The sequence below is a fragment of the Mycobacterium sp. TH-M116 genome, from assembly GCF_057473685.1.
In genome coordinates, this window is the sequence record NZ_JBYCLC010000212.1 from 32409 (window position 1) to 52436 (window position 20028).

Sequence of the window (20028 nt, forward strand, 5' to 3'; positions counted from 1 at the left end):
CCATACGCGCGCATTCGTCGTCAACGAGGGCACTGCTCGAGTTGCCTGCGGCCCGTTCAGCCGGCCGGCACGAGGTCCGCGGCGACCGACGGCCAGGCCAGCAGCCCGCTGCGGAACGTCTCGGCGGGGCCGACGGCGCCATCCGAGACGAAGGCGGCCGCCAGCGCCCGGGACTTGAAGATCTGCGCGGCCATGCTGAGGCGGTGCTGCACCAAGCCCACACTCTCGTCGAGTTCGGCCGGCCACTCCTCTCCCCACAGCGCGACCTCGGTGACGCCGTGGTCGAGGGCCCGCAACACGCCCTGGCGTACCCGCGGGTCGCACCCGAACAGGTCCGCCGCGGCCGCCAGGCCTGGGGACGCGGGCGGGATTCCATCGTCGCCAGGACGTCCTCCAGGTCGAGCACCCGTGCGCCGAGGATCTGCAGCGGCCGGGCGTCGGGGTGATCGGCGACCAGCACCGTGACGTCCCATCCGGCCATCGCGCGGTCGAACAGCCAGCCGCCGGCGCACCTGACCACGTCGGCGACGTCGGGGGCGACCACGTCGAGCCGGTATTTCATGTCGCCTCGCTCGCCGCGCACGTCTTGCTCGTCCTGCGGGGCGCGAAGTCCCGCGCCAGCGTCTCGGCGTACTGCTTGAACACCTCGGTGAGCGGTATCGAAGGGTCGAGCAACCATGTGGTTTCCATTCCGTGGACGAAGGCCAGAATTTCCACTGCCTTGATGGCGGGGTCTATGTCCGTGCGGTAGCGGCCGTCGGCCTGGCCGCTGCGGATGAGGTCGGCGACGATGTCGAGAGCGGCCCGGTGCCTGGCCAGCATGCGGTCGTGCAGCGGCGCCTCGGGAAGGATGTTCTCCACCAGCAGCACCGTGAACGTGCCGACCAGTTCGGGGGCCCGGTGGAAGCGGTCGGCGACCTGGGCGATCTGGGCGAGCAGATCTCCGGTCCGGTCGGCGTGCACCTCGTCGTCGAGGTCGCGGGCGTCGAGCACCGCGTGCAGCAACTGCTCCTTGGACTCGAAGTGGTGCAGCAGGCCCGCGGGGGTCACCCCGGCCTCGCCGGCTATCTGGGCCAATGTCGTGTTGCGCCAGCCGTTGCGGATGAGCAGGCGCTGGGCAACCTCGAGAATCCGCTGCTTGCGGTCCTCGCCCTTGGCGAGCAGCGTGTCGTATCGCCGCGTGTCGGCCACGGCACCCCTTCGTCGCCGGACTGAACAACCTAGTGAACACACAGTAGGTTGGTTTATCCGCTGTGACAAGGGTCTCACCGCGGATGCTTTTCGGCCAGCGCCGCCCGCTATGCGACGAGCTCGACCAGCGTGGCGTTGGCCGTGCCGCCCCCTTCGCACATGGTCTGTAGTCCGTAACGGATCCCGTGGTCGCGCATGTGGTACGCCATGCGCGTCATCAGCACCGCCCCGGAAGCACCCAGCGGATGCCCCAGGGCGATGGCGCCGCCCAGCGGGTTGACCAGACTCGAATCGGCGCCCGTCTCGGCCAGCCACGCCAGCGGCACCGGGGCGAAGGCCTCGTTCACCTCGAACACGCCCACCTCCGACAGCGCGACACCGGCCTTTTTCAACACCATCTCGGTCGCCGGGATCGGGCCGGTGAGCATGAGCACCGGATCCGCGCCGGTGACCGCACCGGCGCGGTAGCGCACGATCGGGGTCAACCCCAGCTCGACTGCCATCTGCGAAGTGGTCACCAGCAGCGCGGCGGCGCCGTCGGAGATCTGCGAGGAATTGCCCGCATGGATGACGCCGTCCTCGACGAAGGCGGGCTTGAGCGTGCCCAGTTTCTCGACGGTGGTCCCCCTCCGGATGCCTTCATCGGCGGTGACGACGGCCTCTTCCTCGGTGAAGACCGGCACGATCTGGTCGGTGAAGGCGCCGCGGTCCTGCGCCGCGGCGGCCCGCTCGTGGGACAGGGCCGAGTATTCGTCGAGCCGGGTGCGGGAGAACCCCCACTTCTTGGCGATCATTTCCGCAGACAGACCCTGATTGAAGGAGAATTCGTCATAGCGGGCAAGCACTTTGGGCCCGTAGGGCATCCCCGTTGCCCGGGCCGCACCGAGGGGAACGCGGCTCATGACCTCGACACCGCCGGCCACGACGACGTCCTGCTGGCCGGACATCACCGCCTGGACCGCGAAGTCCAGGGCCTGCTGGCTGGACCCGCAGGCCCGGTTGACCGTCGTCCCGGGGATGGTCTCCGGCCAGCCGGCGGCCAGCACCGCGTAGCGGCCGATGTTGCTGGACTGGTCGCCGACCTGCGACACGCAGCCCCAGATCACGTCGTCGACGATCCCCGGGTCGATGCCCGCGCGTTCCAGCAGTTCGTTGAGGACGACCGCGGACAGGTCGGCGGCGTGCATGCCCGACAGGCCGCCGTTTCGCTTCCCTACTGCCGTGCGCACCGCTTCGACGATGACCGTTTCACGCATGTTCACTCCGATTCCGATGTTGTCAGCGCCCAGTGACCAGTAAACGACGCGTCTCGGCGCTCGGCGAAGGCGGCATAGGCGACCATGGCATCCGCCGTGGCGAATTTGACGATCTGAGCGCGGGCCTCGTCGGCCGGCGCGACGGGCGAACCGGCCGCCAGGCTCAAGCGCGCACGCCGTCGCGATCCGCTGAGGAGCGGACAGGATCCGTCATCGCTGGGTCAATAGCTCTTCGGCAGTTTCAGGACGTTTGACCCCAGGAAGTTCAGGATCATCTCCTGGCTGACCGGCGCGATCTTCATCAGCCGGGCCTCACGGAAGTAGCGCGTGATGTGGTATTCCTCCGCGTAACCCATGCCGCCGTGGGTCTGCAACGCCCGGTCCGCCGCGGTGAAGCCGGCGTCGGCGCACAGGTACTTGGCGGTATTCGCCTCGCGCCCACAGGGTTTCCCGTTGTCGTACAGCCACGTTGCCTTGCGCAACATCAGCTCGGCGGCGTCGAGGCGGGCCAGCGAGTCGGCGAGCGGGAACTGCAGGCCCTGGTTCATGCCGATGGGCCGGCCGAAGACCTCGCGCTCGTTGCCGTATTTCACCGCCTTGTCCAGCGCCACCCGGCCGATGCCGAGGGCCTCGGCCGCGATCAGCATCCGTTCGGGGTTGAGGCCGTCGAGGATGTACTGAAAACCCTTGCCCTCCTCACCGACGCGGTCCTCGACCGGCACTTCGAGGTTGTCGATGAACAGCTCGTTGGAGCTGACGGCGTTGCGGCCCATCTTGCGGATCGGGCGGATATCGACGCTGCCACGGTCGAGGTCGGTGAGGAACAACGTCATGCCGTCGGTCTTCTTGGTCACCTCGTCATAGCTCTGGGTGCGGGTGAGCAACAGAATCTTGTCGGACTCCATGGCTTTGGAGATCCAGACCTTGCGGCCGTTGACGATGTAGCGATCCCCGTCGCGCTTGGCGAACGTGGCGATGCGCGACGTGTCGAGCCCGGCACCCGGTTCGGTCACGCCGAAACAGATATGGGTTTCGCCGGTCGCGACGCTGGGCAACGTGCGTGCCTTGAGTTCGTCGGAGCCGTGCACCACCACCGGTTGCATCCCGAAGATCGACAGGTGGATCGAACTGGCCGCGTTCATGGCGCCGCCGGATTTGGCGACCTCCTCGAGCAGGATGGTGGCTTCGGTGATGCCTAGGCCGTGGCCACCGTATTCGGTGGGGATCGTCATGCCCAGCCAGCCGCCGTCGGCGATGGCGCGGTAGAACCCGGTCGGAAATTCGTGCGCCTGGTCTTTTTCCATCCAATAGTGGTCGTCGAACTTGCTCGCCAGCTCGGCCACGGAGCGGCGGATCAGCTCCTGGTCTTCGCTCAGCTCGAAATTCATCCCGGTGCCGGGCACTGCGGGGTCTCCTTTGATCGAAATGCACCGGCTTTGGGTGTCGGCCCGCGGCGCCCGGCTTCGCCGCGCTTGCGACCGCCACCGGCGCGCAGGCATTCCGGCGGCGTGGCAGTCAGTCCTTGTTGCCGGTGAGCGCTTTGGCGTTGGCGGTGAAGTCCGCGACCGACGAACCGGCCCGCGTCTCCTTGTGGTGGCTGAGCGCCTGAATGGACACGTCGTGCCCCTCGGCGGCTTTGCGCAGCGCGCCGACCGTGGCCTGCTCGCGGGGAATGTGGGTGAAAGGGTCGAACGAGTACCAGCGCATCGCGTTCTCGTGGGTGATCTTGTCGATCTCGTCGTCGGGCACGTTGTTGACCGACAGGACGTCCCACAGCTCCTCGGGGGCGCCCGGCCACATCGAGTCGCTGTGCGGGTAGTCGGCCTCCCAGGCGATGTTGTCGATGCCGATGTCGTGGCGCAGCCTGACCCCGGTCTTGTCGCTGATGAAGCAGGTCAGGAAGTGCTCGCGAAAGACGTCGCTGGGCAGTTTGCCGCCGAAGTTCTGCTTCGTCCACGTCGAGTGCATCTCGTAGGTGCGGTCCACCCGCTCCAGGAAGTAGGGGATCCACCCGGTGCCGCCCTCCGACAGCGCGATCTTGAGGTCCGGGTAGTCCTTCACCGGCTTGGACCACAGCAGGTCCGCGGCGGCCTGCACGATGTTCATCGGTTGCAGCGTGATCATCACGTCCATCGGCGCGTCGGGGGCGGTGATCGCCAGCCTGCCAGAGGACCCGATGTGCACGTTCATCACGATGTCTGTGTCGCACAACGCCTTCCACAGCGGCGTCCAGTAGGGGTCGTGGAAGCTGGGATAGCCCATCGCGGCCGGGTTCTCGGTGAACGTCAGCGCGTGCACGCCCTTCTTCGCCACCCGCCGCACCTCCGCCGCGCACGCCTCGGCGTCCCAGATCACCGGCAACGCCATCGGGATGAACCGCGCCGGGTAGGCGCCGCACCACTCGTCGATGTGCCAGTCGTTGTATGCCTGCACCAAAGCGATCGAGAAGTCGTGGTCCTCGGTGGCGAACAGGCGCCCGGCGAAGCCGGGAAAGGACGGGAAGCAGATCGATCCCAGGATGCCGCCGGCGTTCATGTCCTTGATGCGCTCGTCGACGTCGTAACAACCCGGCCGGATCTCGTCGAGGCCCTGCGGTTCCAGCCCGTACTCCTCCTTGGGCCGACCGGCGACCGCGTTGAGCGCGACGTTGGGGATCACCGTGTCGCGGAACTTCCACATGTCCGAGCCGTCGGGGTTGTGCACCAACCGGGGGGCGTCGTCCAGATACTTCTCGGGCAGATGGTTCTTGAACATGTCGGGCGGCTCGACGGTGTGGTCGTCAACGCTGATCAGGATCATGTCGTCTTTGTTCATGGCCGTTCCTTCCACATGGGGACCCAGCTGGTCCCGGTCGAACGCGCTGCTCCCCGTACAGCGTCGGCGGATCGCCCGCCAGGCACCGACGTCACTAGTGTGAAAACTAGCTTCTCGCGAAGTGAGAATCAACATCCCCGACCGCCGCGCGGTCCCCGCGGGCCGCTCCGGCGCAGCCCACGGCGGGTGCTCATACGCAGCTAAACGCCAGGATTGACCCGGCGGTCGAATCATGCCAACCTATTGGTTAGAAATGAGAATATCATTCTCTTTCGCTGAGAGGAGACTGCCAGTGCGTGTGCAGCCACTGCCCGCCGACGAGTGGGACGAGGCTGTCCGGACGTCGCTGTCCGTCATGCTGCCACCGCAGCGGTGCAACCCCGAGGACGCCGGCAACCTCATGGCCACGCTGGCGCGCCACCCGAAGCTGGCCCGCTCTTATCTGCGGTTCGGCGGGTACCTGCTGTACGGCTCCACCCTGCCGGCGCGCATCCGCGAGCTGGCGATCCTGCGGGTGGCCCACCGACGCGACTGCGCCTACGAATGGTCACACCACGTCACGATGGGCAAGGAAGCGGGATTGTCGGACGCCGAGATCGCCGCCGCCCGAACCGGCGAGGCGGCCGACGGGTTCGACCGTGCCGTGATCGACGCCGTCGACGAACTCGACAAGAAATCGAACGTGTCGGATCAGACGTGGGCCACGCTGTGCGAGCGGCTCGACGAACGGCAATGCATGGATCTGATCTTCACCGTCGGCGGCTACACCGCACTGGCGATGGCCATCAACGCTTTCGGCGTCGAAGTCGATTGAGACCAGAAAGAAGGGCAACAACGGTGGCACACTTCCCCAAACCGGCAGCGGGGAGCTGGACGGAGAACTATCCCGAACTGGGCACCGCGCCGGTCGATTACAGCGACTCGATCGACCCGGCGTATTTCGAAGCCGAGCGCGAGGCGATCTTCAAACGCACATGGCTCAACGTCGGGCGGGTAGAGCGGCTGCCGAAGACGGGCAGCTACTTCACCAAGGAACTGCCGTCCGCGGGTCCCGGCATGTCGGTGATCGTCGTCAAGACCAGGGACGGGTCGGTCAAGGCGTTCCACAACGTCTGCCGCCACCGCGGAAACAAGCTGGTGTGGAACGACTTTCCCCACGAGGAAACCTCGGGCACCTGCCGGCAGTTCACCTGCAAGTACCATGCCTGGCGCTACAGCCTCGACGGCGAGCTGACGTTCGTCCAGCAGGAGGACGAGTTCTTCGACGTCGACAAGAGCCGGTACGGCCTGGTGCCCGTCCGCTGCGAGGTGTGGGAAGGCTTCGTCTTCGTCAACTTCGACAACAACGCCGCGCCGCTCACCGACTACCTCGGGCCGCTGGCCAAGAGCATCGAGGGCTACCCCTTCGGCGAGATGACCGAAACCTACTCCTACCGCGCCGAAGTCGGCAGCAACTGGAAGCTGTTCATTGACGCGTTCGTCGAGTTCTACCACGCGCCGATCCTGCACCAGGGCCAGTACACCAAGGAAGAAGCCGCCAAGATCCAGAAGTTCGGCTACGAGGCGCTGCACTACGAGGTGGCCGGCCCGCACAGCCTGCAGTCGACCTGGGGTGGTCAGGCGCCGCCTCCGGACATGTCCATGGTCAAGCCAATGGACCAGGTATTGCGCAGCGGACTGTTCGGCCCATGGGACAAGCCGGAGATCATCGACAAGCTGGAGCTACCGCCGGGCGTCAACGTGAAGCGGGTCCCGCAGTGGGGCATCGACTCCTGGCTCTTCTATCCGAACTTCATGCTGTTGATCTGGGAGCCGGGCTGGTTTTTGACCTACCATTACTGGCCGACCGCCGTGGACAAGCACATCTTCGAGTGCTCGCTGTACTTCGTTCCGCCGCGCAACGCGCGCGAGCGTCTCGCCCAGGAGCTGGCCGCCGTGACGTTCAAGGAATACGCGCTGCAGGACGCCAACACGCTGGAGGCCACCCAGACCATGATCGGCACCCGCGTCGTCAAGGACTTCCTGCTGTGCGACCAGGAAGTCCTGATCCGTCATCTGCACAGGACGACCGGGGATTACGTGAGGGAGTACCGGAACAATGGCGTTACCGTCTGAATTCGCTGAGCTGGAGCCGTATCTGGACTGGGACCTGGCCACCGAACCCGAGCGCTACGCCAAGCGGCTGGCCTCCACGATGACCGAGATGCAGGGCTTCTACGATGCGGCGTTCCCTCGTCTGGACGACGTGATCGCCTACTGTGACAAGTATCCGCTGGACGATCTGCCCGACGACGCGAAGACCCTCATGCACATGATGCAGTCGTTGGTGATGGTGTCGTTCCCGATCGAGGCCTGGAAGCAGCCCCGAGTGCCTGACAGCGGGGCCGCGTGGGTGGAGTTGATCCGGGAACCGGTGATCTGAGAAGTGTTGACAATCAAGGCCGCCGGGCTGCTCGACGTCGACGCCGGCGAGATCGTCTCGCCGGGCATCCTACGGATCGAGGGTGACCGGATCGCCGGCATCGGTGGCGATGTCGAGGGCGATCTGATCGATCTGGGTGAGACGATCCTGCTGCCCGGGTTGATGGACATGGAGGTCAACCTGCTGATGGGCGGGCGCGGGGAAAAGCCCGGCCTGTCCATGGTCCAGGACGACCCGCCGACGCGGATGCTGCGCGCCGTCGGCAACGCGCGCCGTACCCTGCGCGCCGGGTTCACCACGGTGCGCAACCTGGGCCTGTTCGTCAAGACCGGCGGGTACCTACTCGACGTGGCGCTGGGCAGAGCGATCGACGCTGGCTGGATCGACGGGCCGCGGATCGTGCCGGCCGGGCACGCGATCACCCCGACCGGCGGGCACCTGGACCCGACGATGTTCGCGGCATTCGCACCGCACGTGCTGGACCTGACCGTCGAGGAAGGCATCGCCAACGGGATCGACGAGATCCGCAAGGCGGTGCGCTACCAGATCAAGCACGGCGCCGAGTTGATCAAGGTCTGCTGCTCGGGCGGAGTCATGTCGCTGACGGGCCCTCCTGGTGCACAGCACTATTCGGACGAGGAGCTGTGCGCGATCGTCGACGAGGCGCACCGCCGGGGTCTGCGCGTCGCGGCGCACACCCACGGCGCCGACGCGGTCCGCCACGCCGTCGCGGCCGGTATTGACTGCATCGAGCACGGCTTCTTGATCGACGACGAGGCGATCGCGATGCTGGTGGAGCACGGCACGTTCCTGGTCAGCACCCGGCGCCTGGCCGACGGCGACGCGATGGACATCTCCCACGCCCCGCCGGCGCTGCAGGCCAAGGCCGCCGAGATGTTCCCGAAGGCGCGCACCTCGATACTGGCCGCCTACGAAGCGGGCGTGAAGATCGCCGTCGGCACCGACGCGCCGGCGATCCCGCACGGCCGCAACGCCGACGAGCTCGTCACCCTGGTGAACTGGGGCCTGTCACCGCTGTCGGTGTTGCGCGCGGCGACCGTGACCGCCGCCGAGCTGATCGACGCCGACGACCGGGGCCGGCTGGCCGAGGGCGGGCTCGCCGATATCATCGCGGTGCCGGGAAACCCGTTGGACGACATCACGGTTACCCAGCACGTCAGCTTCGTCATGAAAGGCGGCAAGGTCTATGTCGACACAGCCATCCAGGACTGACGATCTCGTCGAGATCCAGCAGCTGCTGGCCCGCTACGCCGTGACGATCACCCAGGAGGACATCGACGGACTCGTCGGCGTCTTCACCTCCGACGGTACCTACAGCGCCTTCGGCGAGATCTACAGCCTGGTCAGGTTTCCCGAATTGGTGGCCGCCGCGCCGAAGGGACTGTTCCTGACCGGGACCGCGGCGGTCGAGCTCGACGGCGATTCGGCCAGCGGGACACAACCGCTGTGCTTCATCGACCAGGCCACCCATAACATGCGGATCGGCTACTACCGCGACACCTACTCCCGCACGCCCGAGGGATGGCGGCTGAAAACCCGCGCCATGACGTTCATCCGCCGCAGCGGTGTGCACGACTCCGGGCGCCCGCACGCCATCGGGCGGCCGGCCGGCGACGGCGCATCGACAGCGCGGTGAATGTCGAGGAGTTCCGTGCCGGCCTGCGCGCGTGGCTCGACGACAATGACCTGACCCCCGCGATCGGTCATTCGCTGCAGCAGCACATGCGGCAATTCGCCCGGGTCAGCCGGGCACTCTACGACGCCGGCTGGATGCGGTACGGCTGGCCGGTGCAAGTCGGCGGCCTGGGTGGCCCCGCGGTGCTGCGCGCGATCGTCGGCGAGGAGGTCGTCGGCCGCCGGCTGGCCGAACCCGGCCCCTATTCGATGCTCGAGGTGCTCGCGCCCACCATGATCGACTACGCCCCCGCCGAACTCGCCGCGGAGATGGTGCCGCGACTGCTCAGCGGCCAAGAGCACTGGTGCCAGGGCTTCTCCGAACCCGGCTCGGGCAGCGACCTGGCCTCGCTGACCACCCGCGCCGTACCCGAGGGGGATGACTGGATCGTCAACGGGCAGAAGGTGTGGACCAGTTTCGCCCAGTTCTCCACCCGCTGCATCCTGCTCACCAGGACAGCGCCCGGCCACGACGGGATCACCGCGTTCTTCGTCGACCTGGACACCCCCGGCATCACCATCTGCCCGCTCCGCACGATGCACGGGGTCGACGAGTTCTGCGAGGTGTACTACGACGACGTGGTCATCCCCGCCGCCAGGATGCTCGGCCGCCCCGGCGACGGTTGGCGGCTGGCGATGGACCTGCTGCCCTACGAACGTTCCACTTGCTTCTGGCAACGCATCGCCTATCTGTACGCACGATTCGACGAACTGATCGCGCAAGCGCGCGATCCCGACGAATCAGCACTCGGCGCTGCCTATCTGGCGCTGCACACGCTGCGCTGCCGGTCCCGCGACACCCAGCACCGGCTGCGCGACGGGGCGCAGCTGGGACCGGACACCTCGATCGACAAGGTGCTGCTGGCCACCGCCGAACAGCGGCTCTACGACACCGTCCGCGACCTGCTGCCCGGAGCTCTGGAGCTCGACGACACGCCCTGGCGCCCGGAATACCTGTACTCGCGCGCGGCGACCATCTACGGCGGCACGGCCGAGATCCAGCGGAACATCATCGCCCGCCGGCTGCTCGACCTCGGGAAGGAGTGAACCGTGGCGGACTTCACCGATCCAGAGTCACTGGCACTCTTGACCGACTCGCTGCGCACCGCGATGGCCGCGACCTCGGGCGCGAAGCTCGATGCGGCCCTGGCCGGCCGCGGCTGGCTCGACATGCTCGACGAAATGCCCGACCTGGCAGTCCCGTTGGTGTTCCGGCTGCTCGGTGAGACGGGCGCGCACGCCCCCGTGCTCAACGACGTGCTGCTGCGGGCATCCGGGTCCGCGCCCGGCCGCATGGTGCCGCTGCCATTCGCCGGCGGCTCCTGGGTGGTGTGGGAGCGCAACGACGGCCCGAGCTCGGCTCTCGACGGGGAACTGCCGATACACCGTGTGGCCCGGGCCGATCCGCTGCCCGAGGCCGCCCTGAGCGCGGGACGGCTGGCGGTGGGCTGGTGGCTGGCCGGCTGCGGCCGGGCCATGCTCTCGCTGGCGCGCCGGCATGCTCTGGACCGCGTCCAGTTCGGCCGGCCCATCGGGTCGTTCCAGGCGGTCCGGCACCGGCTGGCCGACACGCTGATCGCGATCGAGGGAGCGGAGGCGACCCTGCACGCGGGGCCCGCCTCCGTGGACCACCCCGGCTTGGCCTGCCTGTTGGCCAAGGCCGCGGCGGGACAGGCGGCACTGACCGCCGCGCGGCACTGCCAGCAGGTGCTGGGCGGAATCGGGTTCACCGCCGAGCACCAGCTGCACCGTCACATCAAGCGGTCGCTGATCCTGGACGGGCTGCTCGGCAGCGCCCGGGAACTGACGCGGGAGGCGGGCACGGCGTTGCGGGCCCACGGTTTTGCGCCGCGGCTGGCACAGCTCTAGCGCGTTTCGCCGCATCCGTCACTCCCGTCACTGCGGGGTGGGGTGTGTCGTTGCGCCCGCCTCACAGCGACAACTGCCCACCGACGCGAATTTGTCGCTGCGAGGCGGGCAAAAAGCCACACCCAAACTTCTTGTGACACAGGGGAGCCACGGGACGCATGTGGCGTCGCGCGGCGCGTCGGCCGCGCCACGCACCTCACCACGCGCCGGGGGTGCGACGACACGAAATGCCGGGACGCCCCGAGGCGCGAGACTAGTTGCGCGGCAGCCCGAGTACTCGTTCGGCGATGATGTTGCGCTGGATCTCGGACGTGCCGCCGGCAATGGTCGCGGCGAACGAGCGCGCGTATCGGCGGTCGCGGAATGCCGGTAGATCAAGGCTTCCACCTACCCGGCGGTAGCCTCTTCGTGATTCCGCTTCCAAAGATACGTTTGAGAGAATAATGTTCTTGTCGGTAGGAAGTAACAATCTCCGACATGTCTTCCGTGAGGGGGTCGAGCGCAGCGATGTCACGGCGTTCTCCGGTACAGTCCAATCATGTTCTCCCCTCGCGGCAATCGTCCGAGCCGCCCGTGACCAGCCCCAGCGAAGAGCCGGCCTGGAAGCAGCGCGCCGTCGAGCGGTCCATCAAAACCGCGAAACTGCGTGCCGCGCAGCGCGTTCAGCGCTTCCTGGACGCCGCACAGGCGATCATCATCGAGAAGGGCAGCACGGACTTCACCGTCCAGGAGGTCGTGGACCGCTCCCGACAGTCGCTGCGCAGCTTCTACCTGCAGTTCGACGGGAAGCACGAGCTGCTGCTCGCACTGTTCGAGGACGCGCTGAACCGGTCGGCCGATCAGATCCGCGCCGCCACGGAAAGCCACACCGACCCGCTGGAGCAGCTCAAGGTGGCGGTCGAGCTGCTGTACGAGGCCTCACGCCCCGACCCGACGGCCAAGCGCCCACTGTTCACCGACTTTGCGCCGCGGTTGCTGGTGACGCATCCGGCCGAGGTCAAGGTCGCCCACGCGCCGTTGCTGGCGTTGCTGACCGAGCTCATGGAGGCCGCCTGCGAGGCCGGCGAGTTGCGCACCGGCATCAATCCCAAGCGCATGGCGGCGATGACCATGCAGACCGTCATGTTCATCGCGCAATCCAGCGGCGGCTCTGACGACGCGACGACCCACCCCATCACCGCCGACGAGGTGTGGGACTTCTGCTCGCGCGGGTTCGTCGGCTGACGCCGGTCCCGGGCCACCCCTGACGATGTGAGCGGACGGCGCACCCGGTTTGCCGCTTGAGAATATAATTCTCAAATATTGAGAATCACAAATAGCGGAACTGAATCCGCCATTGACACTCGTTCTGTGCGATGACAGAGTTCAGGTGCGGCACGACCCGCGGTCCCGGGGAAGGAATCGAGGTAGACATGGCTGGACGTGTTGACGGCAAGGTCGCTTTCGTCACCGGGGCGGCGCGCGGCCAGGGCCGCAGCCACGCGGTGCGGTTGGCTCAGGAAGGCGCCGACATCATCGCCGTCGACATCTGCAAACCGATCCGCGACGGCGTCACCGACACGGCCATCCCGGCGTCCACGCCCGAGGACCTCGCGGAGACCGCCGACCTGGTCAAGGCCCACAATCGCAGGATCGTCACGGCCGAGGTCGACGTCCGCGACTACGACGCGCTCAAAGCCGCGGTGGACGGCGGCGTCGAGCAACTCGGTCGGCTCGACATCATCGTTGCCAACGCCGGCATCGGCAACGGCGGCGAAACGCTGGACAAGACCAGCGAAGAAGACTGGACAGAGATGATCGACATCAACCTGGCCGGGGTGTGGAAGACCGTGAAAGCCGGTGTGCCGCATCTGTTGTCCGGGGGACACGGCGGCTCCATCGTGCTGACCAGCTCCGTCGGCGGGCTCAAGGCTTACCCGCACACCGGTCACTACGTCGCCGCCAAGCACGGGGTCGTCGGGCTCATGCGGGCGTTCGCGGTGGAGTTGGGGCAACACATGATTCGCGTGAACTCGGTGCACCCGACCCATGTCAAGACCCCGATGCTGCACAATGAGGGCACCTTCAAGATGTTCCGCCCTGACCTGGAGAACCCGGGGCCCGACGACATGGCGCCGATCTGCCAGATGTTCCACACGATGCCGATTCCGTGGGTGGACCCGGTGGACGTCAGCAATGCGGTGCTGTTCTTGGCCTCCGACGAAGCCCGCTACGTCACCGGCGTGACCCTGCCCGTCGACGCGGGCGGCTGCCTGAAATAGGGTTCCGTCCTGTGGACGGATTCGAAGGGCGTAAAGCCGTCGTCACGGGCGGCGCGAGTGGGATCGGGTTGGCGACGGCGATCGAGTTCGCCCGCCGGGGAGCTGGCGTCGTGCTTGCCGACGTCGACACACCCGCGCTGGAGCAGGCGGTGGTGCGGTTGCGCGCCGAGGGGTTCGAAGCCCACGGCGTGACATGCGACGTCAGACACCTCGACGCGATGGTTCACCTCGCCGAGGAGTCCTTCCGCCTCCTCGGGCGCGTCGACGTCGTCTTCAGCAACGCCGGCATCGTGGTCGCGGGCCCGCTCGCGCAGATGAGCCACGACGACTGGCACTGGGTGATCGACATCGACCTGTGGGGTTCCATCCACGCCGTCGAGGCGTTCCTGCCGAGGCTGATCGAGCAGGGCACGGGTGGTCACATCGCCTTCACCGCGTCCTTCGCCGGCCTGGTCCCCAACGCCGGCCTCGGAGCCTACGGCGTCGCCAAATACGGCGTCGTCGGCCTGGCCGAAACGCTGGCCCGTGAGGTCAAACCCAACGGGATCGGCGTCTCGGTGCTGTGCCCGATGGTCGTCGAAACCAAGCTGGTCTCCAACTCCGAACGCATCCGCGGCGCCGATTACGGGATGGCGTCGTCCCCGGAGGCAACGCTGCCGGTCGAGGACGACACCCTCGGCGTCGAGGACGTCGCGCGCCTGACGGCCGACGGAATCGCGGCCAACCGCCTGTACATCCTGCCGCACGGGGCCGCCCGCGCATCGATCCGCCGCAGGTTCGAGCGCCTCGACCGCACCTTCGACGAACAGGCCGCCGAAGGCTGGCGGCACTAGCCGGGCGGTCCCAGGCGGTACTCACCGGTCCGCGGGTCGTGGTACCAGCCGCCGGCGGCGTGGGTTCCGCCATCGACGTCACCGAGATGACGCTGCCGGGCAGCGCCGCCGAGGCCAGCTGCCGAGCGACCCGCTGAGTGCACAGCATCACGTGGCGCAGATTGGCCTTATACAGTGCGTCCCAGCCTTTTTCGCTGGTGTCCAGCAGCGGCGAGTAGAACACCCCGCCCGCGTTGTTGACCAGGATCGTCGGGATATTCGACGGTTCGATTGCCACGGCGGTCAGGTCGCGGCACGCGTCGCCGGTTCCCGGCCGATCACGCCGTCGGCTTCCAGGTCGGCGATTTCGGATTCGCTCAGTCCCAGTTCGGTCAGCAATTCCCGATTGTGCTGCCCCAATAGCGGCGCGTGCCGGGTGTGGAACGTATCGGGGCCGCCGGAGAATCTCATCGGCACGGTGCTGAGCCTAGCGGGACCGCAGACGGGGTGGTCGACTTCTTCGAAGAAGCCGCGAAATTCCAGCTGGTCCAGCTCCGTCTGGCGATGCGGCTGCATGACCTTGGCCACCGGCACACCGACCTCCCACAAGGCCGCGACGATGTCGTCGCGGCTGCGGTGGGCACACCATGCGGCCAGTTGCTCGTCGATGAGGTCCTGGTGCGCCCGCCGCCCCGCCGCGGTCGCCAAGCTCGGATCCGCTGTCCACGAAGGCGATCCGATCGCGCCGCACAACTTTTTCCACTGCGCGTCGGTGACCACGGCTATCGCGACCCAACTGTCGGGGCGCCCGAATTCGTCGATGTCGGCGCTGGGGTAGAGGTTCTGCGGTGCGGCCGTCGGTCCCCGGTTACCCGCGCGTTCCAGCAGCGTCCCGTAAGCGGAGTTTTCGATGACCTGCTCGGCGGAGATGCTGAGCGCGGCGTCCACCATCGCCGCCTCCACCAGCACGCCCTGGCCGGTGCGGCGGCGGTGCTCCAGCGCCAGCAGCAGCGCATTGAGGGAATGCATGCCCGCGTTGGGGTCACCGATCGAATAGGGATCGTAGGGTGTGCGATCGGGGTAGCCGGTCATCCAGCTCACGCCCGCCGCGGATTCGATGACGTAGGCGAATGCCGGCTTGTCACGCCAGGGCCCGCCCAGGCCGAACCCGGGCATGCGCACCATGATCACGTCGGGCTTGATCGACTGGGCGGCCGCGAAATCCAGGCCGATCTGGTCGAGCACCCGCGGCGTGAAGTTCTCCGCGATCACGTCACAGGTTGCGATGAGGCGGCACAGCAGCTCCCTGCCGCGCGAGCTTTGCAGGTCCAGTGTCAGCCCCTTCTTGTTGGTGTTCAACGCCGCGAAGATCGGGGACCGCTCCCACCATTGGTTTTCGGTGACCGGTACGCCGGCGATCAGTCTGGCGCCGTCGGGGCGGCGAGTGGATTCCACGTGGATCACCTCGGCGCCGAGCATGGCCAGGAAGTGGGTGCAGCAGGGGCCTGCCCAGAATGTCGTCATGTCCAGGACCCGAATCCCGCTCAGAGGCAGTCGAGGCGCCGCGCCGGTGGGCGCGGGGCGGGGGGCCAGGTGCGCGGACCGGTAGCGTGCCGTGTGCTCGCCCAGTCGCGGCGCCGGCGCCGGCCGCCGGAGCTGCGCGGGCCGCATTCGGTAGGGGTGGCCCGGCTGCAGGAACCCGTCGCGGGGGTTGCGCACGAACGAGCCGCGCTCCCGGAAGTGTTCCAGTGCAGCCATGCTCGCGCCGTTGGCGACCGGCGCGTTGGGAATCCGGAAGGCCGTGGCCAGTTCCAGGATGTCGTCGACGGTGTTGCTGCCGAACCACGCGTAGATCTCGTCGGCGTGCAGCGTCGCCTGCTCGGTGATCGTCAGGGGCGATTCCTCGTCGATCCACTCGGGGTGACCGACCATCGCACACAGGTCGAACCACTGCTGCGCCGTCCCGCAGCCGACGTCCACGAGTCCGTCCTTGGCGCGAGCCACGCCCGGAACGGTGACGCGCCGCGCGTCACGCCATGGCCGACCGAGCATTTCGAAGTAGGTGACGGGATAGTAGGTCAGGCCGAGGATCTGGGTCTCCAGCATCGACAGGTCCAGCAGTTGGCCCGCACCGCCGCTGCTTTGGCCGCGCCGCGCCGCCAGCAGCGCGGAACTCGCGTACACCCCGGCCAGATAGTCCCCGACCTGTCCGCCTACGAACACCGGCGCGCGGTCTGGTTCGCCGCGTCCGAGGCCGACGATCCCGCCCGACCAGGCCTGCAGCGTGAATTCGGTCGCGGCGCGATCGCACCAGGGTCCCTCGAGGCCGAAGGGGGTGATCGACAGGACGGTGAGGTGTGGATGGCGCCGGTGGATCGCCGTGGGGATAAAGCGTTGGCTTTCCGCAATTTTCGAGCCCGACGACCAGATCACCGCGTCACCGGCCGCCAAGAGCCGGTCGACGAGTTCGACGTCGTCGCGGCTGGCGGGATCGGCGACGACGCCGTGCTTCGATCCGGCAAGAAAGATGAACAACGCCCCGTCACGGCCGGGCGGTATGGCAGCGCCCGAGGCCGACCAGGACCGCAGCGGATCGCCTTCCGAAGATTCGACTTTGACGACGTCGGCGCCGCCGTCGGCCAGCAGCCTGGTGCAGTAGGCGCCCGCGATGCCGGAGGACAGATCGACCACCGTGTAGCCCGTCAGGGGCGGCTCGGTATTCGCTTCCGCCACTACTGTTTACGCTTCCGCTCGGACTTCTTGTTGGAGTGCCCCTTCTTGCGTCCGCTCGTGCTCAGACGCCACTCCGGGGGGAACTTTCCGTCGTTGTCGTTGACCGCGTCGCCCAGGCCCCGTTGAATGGCGCCGTCGAGCATGAATTCGTCCTCGTCATCCGGCCGGACGAGACCGCCCATCGACTCGAAGACGCCGCTGAGCATGCTGCCCAGGTACTCGCCCTGGAACTGTTTCATGATCTCGAAGAAGACCCTCTGCATGAACACGGTGTCGGTGGAACGATGACGCGAGCACGCCAGCGCATATTTCTCCACCTCCGCTTCGAGCTGGTCCTGGAACTTGCGGATGCCCATGGTCTGCGCCCACCACCGCATCCGCTGACCCCACCCGTAGTAACGGAACGACGGATGCCCGAACAGCGCGTCGTCGCTGGCGATCACCAGGTCCGCGTCGGCCGCCTGGTAGAAGTGCCATCCGTAGCAGTAGCCCTTGACCTCCAGGATGCTGATCTTCTGGAAGTCCTGCAGGCCGCGGATTCCGGAATTCGGATTGGCATAACACTGGCCCAGGGTGGCGCTGCGCCGAAAAGAACCTTCCGGCGCGGCGGGCTTGTCGGGCATCGCTATCCACGCCAGGACGGGCTCGAGGTCAGCACCTCGTGGCCGTCGTCGGTGATCAGCACGGCTTCGCGCCCGAAGACCGCCCCGACTCCCTGCTCCCAGACGTAGCCCGTCACGGCCAGCACCATTCCCGGATCCAGGCGTTCGCCGGCCGCGGTTTCAGGCAGGTACCGGGAGATGACCGGCGGGTCGAAGCCCATCCCCAGGCCGCGTGCGACCGGCATCGGTGGCGCCGGCTCACCTGCGGCCTCATAGGCACCGAGCAGTTCGGCGGCGGCACCCGGCCGGCACGCATTCAACAGCGCGGACCACAGCCTGTCCCACCGCGCGTACAACGGCGCGGCATTGCCGACAGCGCCCGCGGGCCACGTACGACCCACCTCACCCATGTAACCGCCGGCCAGCACACCGGCCGAAAAGGCGACCAGGTCACCGTTGTTCACGCGGCCGTCGCCGTTGACCCGCCGCCACGGATGGTCACGCGAAGTCACCCAGGCGAATTCCTGGTTCGCGGGAGTACTCACCCCGCCGGCCGCCATGGCCTCCATCATGACCCCGGCCAGCGTTTGTTCCCGCACCCCGGGGTGCAACCCGGCCACAGCGGCGGCCAGGCCCGACTCGGCCACCGCGATCGCTTCCCGCAGCGCGACGATTTCCTCCGCCGTCTTGATGCGCCGGGCACCACGCATCGCGAGCTCGCCGTCCACCAGTTCGGCGTTGGGGAACGCGGTCGGCAGCAGCTGCGCGAAAACCGGTGATATTGCATCGGTTCCGACGCGGCGAGCGGTGGACGCACCCTGGATGCGTTGCAGCACCGCCATGGTGTTGACCGGATTCCACGCGATGCCGTAGAGGTTCTCGCGGGGGATGTCGTCGGGAACGCCTTCATCCCAGGTACTGAGCAGGTGGATGGCGCCGGTCTCACGCACCAACACGCAGGACGGGCCGAACGGCCGGGTCCCGGCTACCCACAGCTGCGGGGCGCCGGTGACGTAGCGGATATTGGCCTGACGACCGAGGACAAGGACATCGAGGTCGTGTGCCGCCATCTGGTCCAGCACTCGCCGGCGGCGCCCCGAGCGCAGTGCCCGATCGTCGGGCAGGACTTCAACTGACATGGGAGCCATAGGGGGTGTAGGGGTAGTCGGTCAATCGAATCGAACCTTCCTCGGTGATCACCACGACCTCTTCGCTGCGGTAGCCTCCGGTGCCGTCTTCCCACACCACCGGCTCGAGCACCAGCACCATGCCGGGCTGCAGAACGAAGTTGTCGTCGAATTCCTGCCCGAGATCGGTCCCGATCATGGGCATCTCGGCCGCGTTCACGCCGATCCCATGGCCCAGGTAGAAGTGCGGCAGCCAGGGCCGGTTACCGCCGTTGGCCGCGGTGGCGGCCCTACCGAGATCGCCGGCGGTGGCGCCGGCCCGGGCCACGCCCGTGACGGCGGTCATGATCTCCTGCCACCTCTGGAACTGGGACTGCTGGCGCGGCGACGGTTCCCGGCCCACCAGCCAGGTGCGCCCGAAGTCCGAGCAGTAGCCCTGGTAGGTGATGCTGACGTCGGTCCACAAGACGTCGCCTTCCACCAGCTCACGCTCGGTGCTCAGTAGCGGCAGCGCCAGGTCACCGTGCGTCGTCCAAACCCCTTCGGCCTTGGTGGGCGGCATCACCTGCCAGATCGGCTCCAGCATGCTGGCCGACGCGCCCAGTTCGAAGGCCCGCCGCAAGAAGATCGCCGAAAGGTCGATCTGTCGGACACCGGGGGCCAGACGCTTGTCCACTTCGACCATGGCCTCGTCGGTGATCCGCACGGCGGTTCTGATGCACGCCAGTTCATCCGGGGTTTTGACCACCTTGGCGGCGCTGACGATCGCCGCCGCGTCGGCGGGAGGACCGCCCGGGAACAACGACTTGGCCGCGCGCGACATGGCGCTGGTGGATTCGTCGATCCCTATCACGGCGCCGGACGGGATCAGTTCGGCCAATCGCCTCGCGAAATCACTTACGCCCTCCTCGAATTCGAGATAAACCGGACCGTGCAGATGGTCGGCGGGCAGTTGCGACTCGTGCGCGGCGCCCTCGCGAAATGGCAGGAACAGATGCGGCCACTCGTCGTCGGCGGTCACCACGGCCACCGGCCGCTCGACATAGGACAGGCCCGCATCGCCCAGCGGCCAGCTGGCCCCGGTGGCGTAGACCACCGAGCTGTTGCCCAGCAGGATCAGTGCGTCCACAGCGCGTTTGGCCATCGCCGAGCGTAGCCGGGCCCCGGTCTCACGGCGCATCCGGGTGAGGTCCGGCTTTTCGGGAATGACCTGGCCGTTGAGGGCGCTGCCCGATTGCGCGAACGT

18 protein-coding genes and 4 pseudogenes are annotated in these 20028 nt (G+C 67.4%); 10 read left to right on the forward strand and 12 right to left on the reverse strand.

Annotated elements, in window-relative coordinates; translation table 11 throughout:
• Positions 1 to 56 precede the first annotated feature (56 nt).
• From AC2VOK_RS10870 to AC2VOK_RS10895, 6 genes and pseudogenes are all read right to left on the reverse strand, one after another.
• Positions 57 to 562: pseudogene (locus AC2VOK_RS10870) on the reverse strand (hypothetical protein).
• Positions 559 to 1191: a TetR/AcrR family transcriptional regulator gene (locus tag AC2VOK_RS10875; RefSeq protein ID WP_428900474.1), complete on the reverse strand. Its 633-nt coding sequence runs from the start codon at positions 1189 to 1191 to the stop codon at positions 559 to 561. The pseudogene AC2VOK_RS10870 and the gene AC2VOK_RS10875 overlap by 4 nt, the downstream one beginning before the upstream one ends.
• A gap of 107 nt (positions 1192 to 1298) precedes the next feature.
• Positions 1299 to 2447: a thiolase family protein gene (locus AC2VOK_RS10880; protein WP_428900475.1), complete on the reverse strand. Its 1149-nt coding sequence runs from the start codon at positions 2445 to 2447 to the stop codon at positions 1299 to 1301.
• A 2-nt stretch (positions 2448 to 2449) separates the two neighbouring features.
• A pseudogene (locus tag AC2VOK_RS10885) lies at positions 2450 to 2587 on the reverse strand (enoyl-CoA hydratase); the annotation flags it as partial.
• A gap of 81 nt (positions 2588 to 2668) precedes the next feature.
• Positions 2669 to 3835, reverse strand: coding sequence for an acyl-CoA dehydrogenase family protein (locus AC2VOK_RS10890; protein WP_428900497.1), 1167 nt, complete (start codon positions 3833 to 3835; stop codon positions 2669 to 2671).
• Positions 3836 to 3962: 127 nt separating this feature from the next.
• Complete coding sequence (locus AC2VOK_RS10895; protein ID WP_428900476.1) at positions 3963 to 5261, reverse strand: amidohydrolase family protein; 1299 nt, start codon at positions 5259 to 5261, stop codon at positions 3963 to 3965.
• Between the two features lie 292 nt (positions 5262 to 5553).
• On the opposite strand from AC2VOK_RS10895, the gene AC2VOK_RS10900 reads away from it, so the two are divergent.
• The 7 genes from AC2VOK_RS10900 to AC2VOK_RS10930 all read left to right on the forward strand — a co-directional run bounded on the left by AC2VOK_RS10900 (position 5554) and on the right by AC2VOK_RS10930 (position 11247).
• Positions 5554 to 6075 (forward strand): carboxymuconolactone decarboxylase family protein, encoded by a 522-nt coding sequence (locus AC2VOK_RS10900; RefSeq protein WP_428900477.1) that lies wholly within the window; start codon positions 5554 to 5556, stop codon positions 6073 to 6075.
• A 23-nt stretch (positions 6076 to 6098) separates the two neighbouring features.
• Positions 6099 to 7376: an aromatic ring-hydroxylating oxygenase subunit alpha gene (locus AC2VOK_RS10905; protein ID WP_428900478.1), complete on the forward strand. Its 1278-nt coding sequence runs from the start codon at positions 6099 to 6101 to the stop codon at positions 7374 to 7376.
• Positions 7360 to 7683: a hypothetical protein gene (locus tag AC2VOK_RS10910; RefSeq protein ID WP_428900479.1), complete on the forward strand. Its 324-nt coding sequence runs from the start codon at positions 7360 to 7362 to the stop codon at positions 7681 to 7683. The genes AC2VOK_RS10905 and AC2VOK_RS10910 overlap by 17 nt, the downstream gene beginning before the upstream one ends.
• A gap of 3 nt (positions 7684 to 7686) precedes the next feature.
• Positions 7687 to 8916 carry a metal-dependent hydrolase family protein gene (locus AC2VOK_RS10915; RefSeq protein WP_428900480.1) on the forward strand — a complete coding sequence of 410 codons (1230 nt, stop codon included), beginning with the start codon at positions 7687 to 7689 and terminating at the stop codon, positions 8914 to 8916.
• Positions 8891 to 9340: a nuclear transport factor 2 family protein gene (locus AC2VOK_RS10920; RefSeq protein WP_428900481.1), complete on the forward strand. Its 450-nt coding sequence runs from the start codon at positions 8891 to 8893 to the stop codon at positions 9338 to 9340. Before AC2VOK_RS10915 ends, AC2VOK_RS10920 begins: the two co-directional genes overlap by 26 nt.
• Positions 9337 to 10425: an acyl-CoA dehydrogenase family protein gene (locus tag AC2VOK_RS10925; protein WP_428900482.1), complete on the forward strand. Its 1089-nt coding sequence runs from the start codon at positions 9337 to 9339 to the stop codon at positions 10423 to 10425. Before AC2VOK_RS10920 ends, AC2VOK_RS10925 begins: the two co-directional genes overlap by 4 nt.
• 63 nt (positions 10426 to 10488) lie before the next feature.
• The gene (locus AC2VOK_RS10930) at positions 10489 to 11247 is read left to right on the forward strand and encodes an acyl-CoA dehydrogenase family protein (RefSeq protein ID WP_428900498.1); all 759 of its coding nucleotides are present in this window, start codon (positions 10489 to 10491) and stop codon (positions 11245 to 11247) included.
• Between the two features lie 253 nt (positions 11248 to 11500).
• Here AC2VOK_RS10930 and AC2VOK_RS10935 read toward each other — a convergent pair.
• Positions 11501 to 11596 (reverse strand): annotated as a pseudogene (locus AC2VOK_RS10935) (acyl-CoA dehydrogenase family protein); the annotation flags it as partial.
• Positions 11597 to 11820: 224 nt separating this feature from the next.
• On the opposite strand from AC2VOK_RS10935, the gene AC2VOK_RS10940 reads away from it, so the two are divergent.
• From AC2VOK_RS10940 to AC2VOK_RS10950, 3 genes are all read left to right on the forward strand, one after another.
• Positions 11821 to 12471, forward strand: coding sequence for a TetR/AcrR family transcriptional regulator (locus tag AC2VOK_RS10940; RefSeq protein WP_421530092.1), 651 nt, complete (start codon positions 11821 to 11823; stop codon positions 12469 to 12471).
• A 188-nt stretch (positions 12472 to 12659) separates the two neighbouring features.
• Positions 12660 to 13508, forward strand: a complete 849-nt coding sequence (locus AC2VOK_RS10945) for a mycofactocin-coupled SDR family oxidoreductase (RefSeq protein ID WP_428900483.1) — start codon at positions 12660 to 12662, stop codon at positions 13506 to 13508.
• Positions 13509 to 13519: 11 nt separating this feature from the next.
• Positions 13520 to 14341, forward strand: a complete 822-nt coding sequence (locus AC2VOK_RS10950) for an SDR family NAD(P)-dependent oxidoreductase (RefSeq protein WP_428900484.1) — start codon at positions 13520 to 13522, stop codon at positions 14339 to 14341.
• A 67-nt stretch (positions 14342 to 14408) separates the two neighbouring features.
• On the opposite strand, the pseudogene AC2VOK_RS10955 reads toward AC2VOK_RS10950, so the two are convergent.
• From AC2VOK_RS10955 to AC2VOK_RS10975, 5 genes and pseudogenes are all read right to left on the reverse strand, one after another.
• Positions 14409 to 14594 (reverse strand): annotated as a pseudogene (locus tag AC2VOK_RS10955) (SDR family NAD(P)-dependent oxidoreductase); the annotation flags it as partial.
• Between the two features lie 29 nt (positions 14595 to 14623).
• Positions 14624 to 17053, reverse strand: coding sequence for a CaiB/BaiF CoA transferase family protein (locus AC2VOK_RS10960; RefSeq protein ID WP_428900485.1), 2430 nt, complete (start codon positions 17051 to 17053; stop codon positions 14624 to 14626).
• The gene (locus tag AC2VOK_RS10965; RefSeq protein WP_428900486.1) at positions 17053 to 17676 is read right to left on the reverse strand and encodes a Clp protease/crotonase-like domain-containing protein; all 624 of its coding nucleotides are present in this window, start codon (positions 17674 to 17676) and stop codon (positions 17053 to 17055) included. Before AC2VOK_RS10965 ends, AC2VOK_RS10960 begins: the two co-directional genes overlap by 1 nt.
• A gap of 2 nt (positions 17677 to 17678) precedes the next feature.
• Complete coding sequence (locus tag AC2VOK_RS10970; protein WP_428900487.1) at positions 17679 to 18794, reverse strand: M24 family metallopeptidase; 1116 nt, start codon at positions 18792 to 18794, stop codon at positions 17679 to 17681.
• Positions 18784 to 19962, reverse strand: a complete 1179-nt coding sequence (locus AC2VOK_RS10975) for a M24 family metallopeptidase (protein WP_428900499.1) — start codon at positions 19960 to 19962, stop codon at positions 18784 to 18786. Before AC2VOK_RS10975 ends, AC2VOK_RS10970 begins: the two co-directional genes overlap by 11 nt.
• Between the last annotated feature and the right edge of the window lie 66 nt (positions 19963 to 20028).